Annotated in this window: 11 protein-coding genes; 4 read left to right on the plus strand and 7 right to left on the minus strand. The window is 75.0% G+C overall.

Annotation, left to right across the window (positions count from 1 at the left end; genetic code table 11):
• Together BAW75_RS03295 and BAW75_RS03300 are read right to left on the minus strand one after the other, a co-directional pair.
• Nucleotides 1–836, minus strand: an 836-nt coding sequence (locus BAW75_RS03295; protein WP_146074791.1) for an extracellular catalytic domain type 1 short-chain-length polyhydroxyalkanoate depolymerase, incomplete at its 3' end; no start/stop codon positions are given.
• 128 nt (nt 837–964) lie between these two features.
• Nucleotides 965–2050, minus strand: coding sequence for a DUF4037 domain-containing protein (locus BAW75_RS03300; protein WP_104112584.1), 1086 nt, complete (start codon nt 2048–2050; stop codon nt 965–967).
• Nucleotides 2051–2149: 99 nt separating this feature from the next.
• Between BAW75_RS03300 and BAW75_RS03305 the strand changes: the two genes are divergently transcribed.
• Entirely contained in the window at nt 2150–3073 is a 924-nt protein-coding gene (locus BAW75_RS03305) for a 5'-3' exonuclease (RefSeq protein ID WP_104112585.1), read from the plus strand.
• A gap of 8 nt (nt 3074–3081) precedes the next feature.
• Here BAW75_RS03305 and BAW75_RS03310 read toward each other — a convergent pair whose 3' ends face one another.
• Both BAW75_RS03310 and BAW75_RS03315 read right to left on the minus strand, forming a co-directional pair.
• Complete coding sequence (locus tag BAW75_RS03310; RefSeq protein WP_043324362.1) at nt 3082–3969, minus strand: MHYT domain-containing protein; 888 nt, start codon at nt 3967–3969, stop codon at nt 3082–3084.
• 166 nt (nt 3970–4135) lie between these two features.
• Nucleotides 4136–6916 (minus strand): DEAD/DEAH box helicase, encoded by a 2781-nt coding sequence (locus BAW75_RS03315; protein WP_104112586.1) that lies wholly within the window; start codon nt 6914–6916, stop codon nt 4136–4138.
• 86 nt (nt 6917–7002) lie between these two features.
• On the opposite strand from BAW75_RS03315, the gene BAW75_RS03320 reads away from it, so the two are divergent.
• Nucleotides 7003–7767 carry an HAD family hydrolase gene (locus BAW75_RS03320; RefSeq protein ID WP_104112592.1) on the plus strand — a complete coding sequence of 255 codons (765 nt, stop codon included), beginning with the start codon at nt 7003–7005 and terminating at the stop codon, nt 7765–7767.
• Between the two features lie 57 nt (nt 7768–7824).
• On the plus strand, nt 7825–8781 hold the full coding sequence (locus BAW75_RS03325) for an EamA family transporter (RefSeq protein WP_104112587.1): 957 nt from the start codon (nt 7825–7827) through the stop codon (nt 8779–8781).
• On the opposite strand, the gene BAW75_RS03330 is transcribed toward BAW75_RS03325, so the two are convergent.
• The 3 genes from BAW75_RS03330 to BAW75_RS03340 form a co-directional block, all read right to left on the minus strand.
• Nucleotides 8744–9661 (minus strand): diacylglycerol kinase, encoded by a 918-nt coding sequence (locus tag BAW75_RS03330; RefSeq protein WP_374226008.1) that lies wholly within the window; start codon nt 9659–9661, stop codon nt 8744–8746. The two genes, BAW75_RS03325 and BAW75_RS03330, sit on opposite strands and share 38 nt — an antisense overlap.
• A gap of 115 nt (nt 9662–9776) precedes the next feature.
• The gene (locus BAW75_RS03335; protein ID WP_244206002.1) at nt 9777–10427 is read right to left on the minus strand and encodes a fasciclin domain-containing protein; all 651 of its coding nucleotides are present in this window, start codon (nt 10425–10427) and stop codon (nt 9777–9779) included.
• A 111-nt stretch (nt 10428–10538) separates the two neighbouring features.
• Complete coding sequence (locus BAW75_RS03340; RefSeq protein ID WP_104112590.1) at nt 10539–11237, minus strand: hypothetical protein; 699 nt, start codon at nt 11235–11237, stop codon at nt 10539–10541.
• A gap of 184 nt (nt 11238–11421) precedes the next feature.
• Here BAW75_RS03340 and BAW75_RS03345 point away from each other — a divergent pair, with 184 nt between their 5' ends.
• Complete coding sequence (locus BAW75_RS03345; protein ID WP_104112591.1) at nt 11422–12306, plus strand: ABC transporter substrate-binding protein; 885 nt, start codon at nt 11422–11424, stop codon at nt 12304–12306.
• Nucleotides 12307–12312: the final 6 nt, after the last annotated feature.

Raw genomic sequence — 12312 nt, forward strand, 5'->3', positions numbered from 1 at the left:
GTGCCGCCGGTGCCGCCGTAGCGGGTCCGGGTGTAGCCGGACTGCGGGCTGTCCGTGTAGTCGGGCGTCTGGCTCAGCCCGTGCACGTTCGTCCACTGGTCGATCTGCTCGCCGAAGTTCGGGTAGCGCAGCGTCTCGTCGTTGGTGCCGTGCCAGATCTGCATCCGCGGACGCGGGCCGGTGTAGCCCGGGTAGGCGTTGCGCACCAGGTCGCCCCACTGCTGCGGGGTCTTCAGCACCTGGCCGTTGGCGCACTCGCTGTTCCACTCCGAGCCGTTCGTGGTGGCGAAGCAGCCGAACGGCACCCCGGCGAAGGCCGCCCCGGCGCGGAACACGTCCGGGTAGTCGCCGAGCAGCACGTTCGTCATCATCGCGCCGGACGAGGTGCCGGTGGTGAAGATCCGCTGCGAGTCGACCGGGTAGCGCTGCCGCACGTAGTCCACCATGGACTTGATGCCCACCGGGTCGCTGCCGCCGTCGCGGCGCAGCGCCTGCGGTGAGGACACGTCGAAGCACTTGCTGCTGCGCGTCACCGACGGGTAGACGACGATGTAGCCGTACCGGTCGGCGAGGGACGCGAACTGGGTGCCGGAGTACATGGCCGGGCCGCTGCCGGTGCAGTAGTGGTTCACCACGAGCAGGCCGGGACGGGCCGCGACGGTGTCCGGGACGTACAGGTACATGCGCAGGTTGCTCGGGTTGGTGCCGAAGTTCGTCACCTCGGTCAGCGCGGCGGCCGAGGCCGGCCCGGGGACGGCGAGCGCCGCTCCGACGGCGAGCCCGGCGGCGGCGAGCGCCGCGCCGAGCAGCCGGAGTCTGCTCATTCTGGACAGCATGCTGTTCTCCTCGGTGGTGGGAACGCCGCACGGAGCGGCGTTCTCGCCGGCGAGGCGCCTGCGACGGGCGGCCCGGACCCTCGGAGACGAGATAGACAGTCGCGGATCGATGCGACTCGAATCGGAGTCTAGGCCGCGCCCGGCGGACGGACAACCGCCGCGGCCACCCGGCGGGCGCGGTCCGGGTGGGTGAGCACGTCCACGCTGTCGACGTACTGGTCCACCGCGCCGATCGGCGGCCGGTCGCGCAGCCGCGGGTCGGTGATCGCGGCGCGGAGCGCCTCGACGAAGCGGCCCGCGTCGAGCACCAGGAACGGCCGGCCGTGGAAGGGCCGGGCGGCCGGATCCACCGGTGGCGCCAGCGCGACGTCGTTGGTCCAGCCGGCCACCGTCTCCAGCGCCCGGACCAGGCCCGGCTCGCGGACCGCCCACTCGCCCGGACCGAGCGCGGCGGCGAGCCCGTCCACCACCGGCGCCGCGCCCGGCAGCGTCGCGAACGCCGTGCCGAGCCATTTCGCGTACGGGGGCCAGCGGCGACGCAGCAGCAGCCCGAGGCGCATCAGGTCCCGGGCCAGCCCGGCGGCCACCACCCGGCTGCCCAGCTCGTCGCCGACCTCGGCGCACCGGCCCGCCAGGTGCTCGGCCTGCGCGACCCGCTGCCACCCGGACGCCAGCACGTGCCGCCACACGTCGTCCGGATACCAGGCCAGCGCGGCGCGGGCGGCGGTGAGCGCCCCGTCGAGCCCGTCGTGGAACACCGCTCCCCCGGTCAACTCGGCCAGCCGCTGCGTCGGCGTCGCCAGCCAGTCCGCCACCGACATGCCGGCGCGCGGGTCGGCGCCCAGCCGGTCCCGCAGCCACCCGCCCAGCTCGTCCACGCTCACGCCGTGCCGGTCGCCGTCGGCGTGCACCGTGCCGAGCCGTACCGCCGGGCCACCGGCGTACCGGGTCGGCCAGCCGAGGAACCGCGCCGGCAGGTCCGCGTCCAGCGCCGCCCGTACCGGCGCCACGTCGTGCGCGCTGTCCACGAAGACCTGGGTACGCGGACCCCAGTCGTGGTCGGTGGAGCGGGGCGTGTCGAGGCCGAGCAGCTCGGAGCCGCCGTCGAGCAGACCGGCGGAGTACCGCAGGCCGGGCAGCCGCCGCGCCAGCAGCGGACCCACCACCTCGTCGTGGAACCGGCGGGCCAGGGTCAGGCCGGGTACGAAGCTCACCCCGCCAGTCTGCGCATTCGGGGACCCGCGCGCGCCCGGGTTTCCGGTCCCGCGGTCGCCTCCCCCATCTCGTCAGAGGGCTGTGGAAGGCTTGTCGCCGTGGCACACCGACAGCCGATCCTCCTGATCGACTCCCCCAGCCTCTACTTCCGCGCCTACTTCGGCATTCCCGAGTCGGCCGCGAAGACCGGCGACGGCCAGCCCGTCAACGCCGTGCGCGGCTTCCTCGACATGCTCGCCCAGCTGGTCCGCACCCGCCGTCCCGACCGGATGATCTGCGCGATGGACCACGACTGGCGGCCGGCGTGGCGGGTCGAGCTGCTGCCGTCCTACAAGGCGCACCGGGTCGCGCCCGAGGGCGGCGAGGTCGTGCCGGACACGCTGTCCCCGCAGGTGCCGATGATCCTCGAGGTCCTCGACGCGCTCGGCATCCCGGTTGTGGGCGCCACCGGCTACGAGGCCGACGACGTGCTCGGCACGCTCTCGGTGACCCAGCCCGGCCCGGTCGAGGTGGTCTCCGGCGACCGCGACCTGTTCCAGCTCGTCGACGACGCGCGCCCGGTGCGGCTGCTCTACGTCGGGCGGGGCGTGGCCAAGCTGGACGACTGCGACGACGCGGCGGTGCGGGCCCGCTACGGCGTGCCCGCCGACCGGTACGCCGACTTCGCGGCGCTGCGCGGCGACCCCAGCGACGGCCTGCCCGGCGTGGCCGGGGTGGGTGAGAAGACCGCCGCCCGGCTGATCGACCGTTACGGCGGGCTCGACGGCATCCTGGCCGCGCTCGACGACCCCGGCTCCGGCTTCGCCCCGGGGCTGCGGGCCAAGCTCGACGCCGCCCGCGACTACCTGGCGGTGGCGCCGAAGGTGGTCCGGGTCGCCACCGACGTGCCGCTGCCCGAGCTGGACCCGGCGCTGCCGACGTCGCCCGCCGACCCGGAGCGGCTGCTGGAGCTGGCGCAGCGCTGGAACCTGGCCGGGTCCTGCCGCCGCCTGGTCGACGCGCTGGCGGGCGACCGATCGTGATCAGTTGATCACGAAGGGCGGTCGGTGCTCCGGCGGCTCGGGAACTGGGCGCCGGGCTGCGCCAGCGTCGACCGGGCACGCAGGCCCACCGGGTCCGGCGCGGGCTCGGCGGCGACCGTCCGCGGCGCGTCACCGAGCCGCGAGCTGACGTACGCGGCCCCGGCCCGGTCGTCGTCCGACGGCGCGGCGAGCAGCGCGTAGACGAGCCCCACCACGCCGAAGACCACCGCCAGCACGATCGGCACCAGCAGTCCGCTCACCTCGGTGCCGGAGGCCGGGCCGCGGCTCTCGTGCAGGTGCACCGACAGCGCGCTCATGCCGGTGAAGTGCATGCCGTTCACAGCGATGCCCATGACCAGCGCCGAGGCGGCGATGGCGAGCCCGCGCCGGACGGTCATCGCCAGCCAGAGCGCGACGGTGGCGGCCACGATCGCGATGACCACCGACAGCGTCACCCGCAGCGGGTCGTAGCCGAACGAGCCGTCCAGGCGCATCGCGGCCATGCCGGTGTAGTGCATGGCGGCCACCCCGGCGCCGGTGAAGAACCCGCCGGCCAGCAGACGCGGCGCGGCGAGCCGGCCGGTGCCCACGATCCACAGCCCGATGCCGACCGACGCCACCGCGATCGCGGTGCTGGCGGCCGTCAGCGGCACGTCGTAGCGGATCCGGGTGCCGGAGACGGCGAACCCGAGCATCGCCATGAAGTGCATGGCCCAGATCGCGGTGCCACCCAGCGCCCACGCGGCGAGCAGGCCCCACCAGGCGCGCTGGCCGCCGCTGGTGGCGGTCCGGATCCGCCCGGCGCAGACCAGTCCGAGCGCCGAGCCGAGCACTGACAACGCGTAGCTGAGCGCGGGTGTGATCCACCCGTACTCGAAGTGATTGATCTCGCCCACGACGCCCTTTCCTCACCATCGACGCAGCGCGACCCACGGCGCCCCGGGGCAATGATGGGATAGGCCCTGACCAGGGCATGCATCGACCCCCCGACAATTCGCGGGGTGTCAGCGCGGTGACGCAGCGATGCGTCGGTTTCCGGAGATCGGTGACCGAAAGTGACCGTTAGGCGGAGGCGTGGTAGGCCAGCACGCCCCGGTTGACCGCCGCGATGGCCTGCCGTGCGGTGCCGCGCAGCTCGGCCGAAGCGCCACCCGAGTCGGCGACCTGCCCGAGCAGGTCGACCACCTGTCGCGCCCACCTGACGAAGTCGCCGGCCGGCATCTCCCCGTCGATCTGGTGCCCGCTGGCGAGCACCTTGGCCAGCGCCTCGCCGCGCGCCCACCGGTAGATCGGCCAGGCGAACCCGAGATCCGGCTCGCGGGTCACCGCCAGGCCGCGCGCCGCCTCGTCGGCCTCGATGTCGCCCCACAGCTTGAGCGTCTCGTCGACCGCGTCGGCGACCCCACCACGCGGCAACGACGCCCGCTCGTCGACGTCCCGCCGGGCCTCGAAGACCACCACCGACACGGCGGCGGCCAGCTCCGCCGGAGACAGGCCGTCCCACACCCGGCGGCGCAGGCACTCGGCCACCAGCAGGTCCGCCTCGGTCCAGATCCGGGCCAGCATCCGGCCGGCGTCGGTGACCTCACCGTCGGCGGCCAGGTAGCCGCGCGCGGTGAGCAACGCCACGATCCGGTCGAAGGTACGGGCCAGCGAGCCGGTCCGCCCGGACACCCGCTGGCGCAGCTCCTCGGTGTCGCGTTCCAGCCGGCGCCGCCGCTCCGCCCAGCGGGCGTGCTCCTCCCGGTCCGGGCAGGCGTGACACGGGTGCGCGCGCAGCTCGACGCGGAGCTGGCTGAGGCGGTGGTCCTCCCCCGCCGCCTGACGGGACCGGCCACCCCGCCGGCCGCCGTGCCGGTCCAGGCCGGTGCCGCTGACCGCCGCCGCCAGGTCCCGCCGGGCCGCGGGCGAACGGTGGTTGAAGTGCTTCGGCACCCGGATGCGGGTCAGCACCTCCGCCGGGGTGGTGAAGTCACCGGGGGTGACCCGGCCGGCCCAGCGGTCCTGGGTGAGCACCAGCGGCCGGGGCTCGCCGAACCCGCCGGTGGCCGGGTCCAGCACCACCGCCAGGCCGGCCCGCCGCCCGGACGGCACCCGGATCACGTCACCGACCCGCAGCCGCTCCAGCGAGGCGACAGCCGCCGCCTTGCGCTGGCTCTGCCCCTGCCGGGCGATGGCGCGTTCCCGGTCGGCGATCGCCACCCGCAGCGCGAAGTACTCGTCGAAGTCGCCGTGGTGGCAGGCGGCCTCCGCGCCGTACGCCTCGATGGTCTCGGTGTTGCGCTGCACCTGCCGGGCCAGGCCGACCACCGACCGGTCGGCCTGGAACTGCGCGAACGAGGACTCCAGCAGCTCGCGGGCCGGCGCCGCGCCGACGCTGCCGACCAGGTTGACGGCCATGTTGTACGACGGCCGGAAGCTGGAGCGCAGCGGGTAGGTGCGGGTGGTGGCGAGCCCGGCCACGTGCCGGGGGTCGGTCTCCGGCGACCAGACCACCACCGCGTGGCCCTCGACGTCGATGCCCCGGCGGCCGGCCCGGCCGGTGAGCTGGGTGTACTCGCCCGGGGTGAGGTCGACGTGGGCCTCGCCGTTGAACTTGACCAGGCGTTCCAGCACCACGCAGCGGGCCGGCATGTTGATGCCCAGCGCCAGCGTCTCGGTGGCGAAGACGGCCTTGACCAGCCCGCGGACGAACAGCTCCTCGACGACCTCCTTGAACGCGGGGAGCATGCCGGCGTGGTGGGCGGCCAGCCCGCGCTCCAGCCCGTCGAGCCACTCCCAGTAGCCGAGCACGGACAGGTCCTCGCCGGGGATGGCGGTGACCCGGGACTCGACCACCCGGCGGATCTCGGCGCGTTCCTCCGGGGAGGTCAGGCGCAGCCCGGCGGCCAGGCACTGCTGCACTGCGGCGTCGCAGCCGGCCCGGCTGAAGATGAACAGGATCGCCGGCAGCAGCCCCTCCCGGTCGAGCCGGTCGACGATGTCCGGGCGCATCGGGCCGCGCCAACGCGGGCCGCGCCGGCCGCCACCGGGGCCGGCGCTGCGGCCCTCGCCCAGCTCCAGCCGGCGCATCGTGTCCCGGGTGTAGCGCAGCAGCTCCGGGTGCACGTCGTGCTTGCGGGCGGCGTCGGCGTCGTGGAACAGGTCGAACATCCGCTTGCCGACGAGCATGTGCTGCCACAGCGGCACCGGGCGGTGCTCGGAGACCACCACGGCGGTCTCGCCGCGTACGGTGACCAGCCAGTCGGCGAACTCCTCGGCGTTGGAGACGGTGGCCGACAGCGACACCAGCGTGACCGACTCGGGCAGGTGGATGATCACCTCTTCCCAGACCCCGCCGCGGAAGCGGTCGGCCAGGTAGTGGACCTCGTCCATCACCACGTACGCCAGGCCCTCCAGGGTGGCCGAGCCGGCGTAGAGCATGTTGCGCAGCACCTCGGTGGTCATCACCACCACCGGCGCGTCGCCGTTTATCGCGTTGTCGCCGGTGAGCAGGCCGACCTGCTCGGCGCCGTAGCGGTCCACCAGGTCGTGGTACTTCTGGTTGGACAGCGCCTTGATCGGCGTGGTGTAGAAGCACTTGCGCCGGGCCGCAGGCTCGTCGCCGCCGGGCCGGCCGCGCAGCGCCAGGTGCACCGCGAACTCGCCCACCACGGTCTTGCCGGCGCCGGTGGGCGCACAGACCAGCACGCCGCTGCCCCGCTCCAGCGCCTCGCACGCCTCGCGCTGGAAGTCGTCGAGATCGAACCCGAGATCCAGGGAGAATTCGTCCAGGGCCGGGAAGGCGGAGGCCTGCGCGGCCCGGCGGCGCGCCGCGGCGTACCGCTCGGCGGGGCTCGACATGGATCCAAGATTAATCGGTACGGCCGACGAGTACCGGTCAAGGCCATCCGGCAGGACGGTCGGAGCGGGTCGGTAGGGTGCACGACGTGCCGGACCGTACCGAACTGCCCCATGCCGCCAGCGGCGCCGACGACGTCGTGGGCCCGCGCCCGTCCCGCCGGCCGGTGGAGGCGGTGCTCTTCGACTTCCACGGCACGCTCGCCCAGGTGGAGGAGCCGCTGACCTGGGTGCTCGCCGCGGCGTCCGCCTGCGGCGTCGAGCTGGACCGGATCCGGGCCACGTCGCTGGCCGACCGGCTGCTCACCGCCGGGCGCGCGGGCGGCCCGCTGCCGGCCCGGGTGCCGCCCCGGCTGGCCGAGCTGTGGGCCGACCGCGATCTCTACCCGCAGGCCCACCGGGGCGCGTACACCGGGCAGGCCGAGACGGTGGACACCGGCATCGACGGGTTCGCCGACGCGCTCTACGAGCGGGTGCTGGTGCCCGAGGGCTGGGTGCCGTACCCGGACACCGCGCCGGTGCTCGGCGCGCTGCGGTCCGCCGGGGTGAAGGTGGCGGTGGTCAGCAACATCGGCTTCGACCTGCGGCCGCTGTTCGCCGCCTGGGATCTCGACGGGCTGGTCGACGCGTACGCGCTGTCGTACGAGGTGGGGCGCTGCAAGCCGGACCCGGGCATCTTCCTGCGCGCCTGCGGGATGCTCGGCGTCGACCCGGAGCGCACGCTCATGGTGGGCGACACCCCGGCCGACGCGGGCGCGGTCGCGGCCGGGTGCGGGGTGCTGGTGCTGCCGTGCGCCGACGCCGGCCGCCCGAACGGGCTCGACGCGGTGCTCGACCTGGCCGGGGTCGGCTGAGCGCACACCCCGCCAGCGGCGCGAACCCGTCCCGGCGCACCGGCTACGGTCAGGGGCATGACCGGTGTCCACCCCTTGCCGCCGCGTGCGCCGGGCCGGCTCGGCGGCGTCGCGCTGGTGCTCGGCGGGGCGCTGTCGGTGCAGTTCGGCTCCGCGCTGGCGGCGCTGCTGTTCCCGCGTACCGGGGTGGCCGGGGCGGTGACGCTGCGGCTGACCATCGGCGCGCTGGTGATGCTCGTGGTGTGCCGCCCCCGGGTGCGCGGGTACGGGCGCCGGGACTGGGCCGCAGTGGTCGCGTTCGGGCTGGCCCTGGCCGGCATGAACTCGATCTTCTACCAGGCGATCGAGCGGATCCCGCTCGGTCCGGCGGTGACGCTGGAGGTGCTCGGCCCGCTGGCGCTGTCGGTGTTCGGCGCGCGCCGGGCGGCGGCCTGGTTCTGGGCCGCGCTGGCGCTGGGCGGGGTGGCGCTGCTCGGGCAGGGCGGGTTCGACCGGCTCGACCCGGTCGGCGCGGCGCTGGCGCTGACGGCGGGCGCGATGTGGGCCGCGTACATCGTCTGCTCGGCGCGGATCGGCGCGCGGTTCCCCGGCGCCGACGGGCTGGCCCTCGCGCTGACCTTCGCCGCTGCGCTCACGCTGCCGTTCGGGCTGGCAGACGGCGGCGGCCGCCTCGCCGACCCGGTGGTGCTGGGGCTCGGTACCGGGCTGGCGCTGCTCGCCTCCGTGCTGCCGTACAGCCTGGAGCTGGCGGCGCTGCGGCGGCTGCCCACCGCGACGTTCGCGGTCATGATGAGCCTCGGCCCGGCGATCGCCGCGGTGGCCGGCTGGCTGGTGCTCGGCCAGGCGCTGCACCCGGTCGAGGTGCTCGCGATCGGGCTGGTGGTCGCCGCGAGCGCCGGCGCGGTCCGCGCCGCCGCCCCGTCCACCGCGCCGCCGCCCGTTCCCGGCCCTCCGGACGCCGAGGGCGTGGCGGCGGTCAGCGCAGCAGCCGCAGCGCCGCCGGCACGGCCGTGACGGTCACCGGCAGGTCGAGGGAGCGTTCCCCGTCGGCGTACGAGGTGATTCCCTCGGCGGCCAGCTCCACCGTCCGCGCCCGGTAGACGCGCGCCAGCGGGTGCGTGACATGGGTGCCCCGGTAGATCTGCGGCTTGACCCGCATCAGCGTGCGCCTGTCGAACCGCCCGCCCACCACCACGTCCAGCAGGCCGTCGTGCGGGTCGGCGTCCGGGCAGATCCGCATGCCGCCGCCGTAGCTGGCCGTGTTTCCCACCGCGACCAGCACCGCGTCGACCTCCTGCGCCACCCCGTCGAGAACCAGCCGGTAGCGGCGTGGCCGCAGCCGGGCCAGCTCGACCACTATCGCCAGGTCGTACCGGCGCGGGCCGCGCGGCCAGCGCATCCGGTTGGCGCGTTCGTTGACGATCGCGTCGAAGCCCGCCGCGAGCACCGCGCCGAACCAACGGTCGGCCTCGCCGCGCCGGGACAGCCGCGCCAGGTCCACCGACCGGGCACGGCCGGCGGCGAGCGCGTCGGCGATCACCTCGACCGCGGCCACCGGGTCGGCCGGGAAGCCGGTGTCCACCGCGAAGTCGTTGCCGGTGCCCGCCGGTACCGGCCCGAACGGCACATCGGTGCCGGCGACCGCCTGCAACGCGCGGTGCATCGTGCCGTCGCCGCCCACCGCGACGAGCGCCCCGGCGCCGCCGGCGACCGCGGCGTGGCACGCCGCCTCCGCCTCCTCGGGGGTACGCGCGCGCAGCAGCTCGACCGGGCGGCCCGCTCCGGCGAGGCGCTCCAGGATCCCGGGCAGCAGACCGCGGTGCCGCCCCCGGCCGGCGGTCGGGTTGGCGAGCACGGCGACGGGGCCGGGCGGGACATGATCGTGCGCGGTCACGGCGAGCACCGTACGGCACGGCTCGCGCGGCCCACCAGAGCCAGGTCAGCCGCGAACGGGCGGCACACGCCGACGGCGCCCGGCAGGGGGTGCCGGGCGCCGTGGCGGGGGTGGTTCAGGGAAGGTCGATCGGGCGCAGCACCCGGTCCACCGCGTGCGCGATCTGCTTGTTGCCCTTGTTGATGTCGTACCGCACCACCTTGGCGTTGCGGTCGCTGGTGTCGGCGTCGACCAGGCGCACCTCGCGGCCGTACCAGCAGCGCTTCACGTCCACCTCGACGGTGGCGCCGAGCGCGGTGGTCAGGTCCGCGCCGTCCGCCTTCAGCGCCGCCTTCCGGTCGATCGTCGCGCCCGGCACGACGTGGTAGAGCAGGACGTCCTCCACCGTGTCCACGCCCAGGCCGGCGACCGCGTCGAACGCGGCCTTCTCCCCGGGCAGCTTCTTCGCGGCGGTGATGTCCCGGACCAGCTCGCGGAACGCGTAGTCGTTCGGCACGAACGCGGTCAGCGCGACGGTACCGTCGGTGAGCACCTTCACCGGCGAGTCCGGCTTGGCCTGCAGCACCGTCAGGACCGCCTTGGTGAGCACGTCGAAGTCCCGCGAGTTGCGGTCGAAGCCGCTCTTGTCCGCGGTGAGCACGGCGGCCAGCGACCGCGTGCCCGGCTGCTTGGCGCCGGCCTGGGCGGGCACGGCGGCGGCGGTGGTGGCCACCGCCGCGGCGGTGGCGCCCACGGCCAGCCGGGCGGCGAGACGAGCGATGTTCATCGGGGAGCCTTTCGTCGAAGCGACCAGGTCCGTGACTGTCGTCACGACCAATGCTTCGCCCGCACCGTCCCCGGTGGATGCAGCCGGATCGATGGTGTTTTCGCGGCCGCCTCAGCGCACCACCAGCCGCTTGCTCACCGACGGCACGCCGTCGCCCTTGACCTTCAGCGACCAGTCCCCCGCCGCGCCGAGCGTCACCACCGTCTCGGCGGTGCCGTTGGCCTCCGCCTTCATCTCCGCGACCCGCTTGCCGTCGGGGTTGAGCACGTACAGCGTCCGGGCCCCGGCGGTCTTGTTCGTCACCTTGAACGCCAGCTTCTCGCCGGGCTCGGCGATCAGGGCGTCCACCCCGGTCATCGCGTCGTCGGTCAGCTCGATCGTCACCGACCGGTCGTAGGCCACCTCGGCTGCGGCGCTGGCCAGGTTGCCGTCGTCGGACACGGTGATCTTCGTACGCACGCCGTCGCCCTGCCGGCCGGGCTTGCAGGCCACCTCGTACGTGCCGGTCTGCAGCGAGGCCCGCAGGTCGCCGGTGCGGCCCACCGGCACGTCCGCGACCTCGGCGATCACCTTGGTGAAGGCGTCACCCTCGCGGCCGTAGACGTAGACCCCGGTGGCCTGCTGACCCCGGTTGGTCACGGTGAACGTGACGGTGCCCGGCGTGAACAGCGTGGTGGTGACCTCGCAACTGGTGTCGGTGGCGGTCACCGGCACCTGCTGGCCCTTCGGCGCGGGCTCGTCGTCACCGCAGGCGGTGAGCGCGGTGGCCGCGCAGAGGACGGTCAGGACGGCGGCGGTACGGCTCTTCATCGGGTTCTCCGGAGCGCAGGTCAGACGGACTGACCGGAACGGGACGCCGACGCACCCCGGCACACCGCCCGGGGGGCTCGGCGGAGTCAGCAGAGTCTAAGCGGGTCCGGCGTCCCGGCAAGGCCCGAGGGCGGCCCGATGTGCCCGCGCACCGGGCGGTCCGCGGGACCGGCATGATGGCGGCATGCGGCTGGTCTCCCTGCTTCCCTCCGCCACCGAGATCGTGTACGCGCTGGGTCTCGGCGACGACCTGGTCGGCGTCACGTTCGAGTGCGAGGTGCCTCCGTCGTACCGGTCGGGCACCACTGTGGTCGTCGGCGGCCGGGACACCCAGGGCATGAGTCCCGGCGACATCGACGCCTACGTCAGGGCGCAGGTCGCGGCCGGGGCCGACCTGTACACGCTGCACGCCGGGGCGCTGGCCGGGCTGGACCCGGACCTGATCCTCACCCAGGACCTGTGCCGGGTCTGCGCGCTGCCCTCGGGCCGGGTCGCCGACGCGGTGGACCACCTCGGGTGCCGGTCCGAGGTGCTGTCCCTGGACCCGTACACCCTGGACGACGTGCTGGAGTCGATCCGCGCGGTGGGCGCGGCGGCCCGGGTGCCGGACCGCGCCGAGGCCCTTGTCGACGGCCTGCGCGGCCGGCTCGCGGCGGTCCGCGCGGCGGTGGCCGGCCGGCCCCGGCCCCGGGTCGCGGTGGTCGAATGGGTGGACCCGCCGTTCGGCGCCGGGCACTGGATTCCCGACCTGGTCGACGTGGCCGGCGGCGAGCCGGTGGGCACCCATCGCGGCGCCCGGTCCGGCCCGACCACCTGGGACGCCCTGCGGGCCGCCCGACCCGACGTGGTACTGGTCGCGCCGTGCGGCTTCCACCTCGACGGCGCGGCCGAGCAGGCCGCCGGCGTGGCCGGGCACTTCCCCGGCGCGCAGGTGTGGGCGCTGGACGCGGACGGCCTGATCGTGCGCGCCGGCCCGCGCCTGGTCGACGGCGCCGAGACCATAGCCGCCATCCTCCACCCCGACGCGCTCCCCGCCGCCGCTCCCAACGCAGCCCGCCGCATCACCTGACCCACC

This window comes from Micromonospora chalcea, from assembly GCF_002926165.1.
Taxonomy (GTDB): domain Bacteria; phylum Actinomycetota; class Actinomycetes; order Mycobacteriales; family Micromonosporaceae; genus Micromonospora; species Micromonospora chalcea.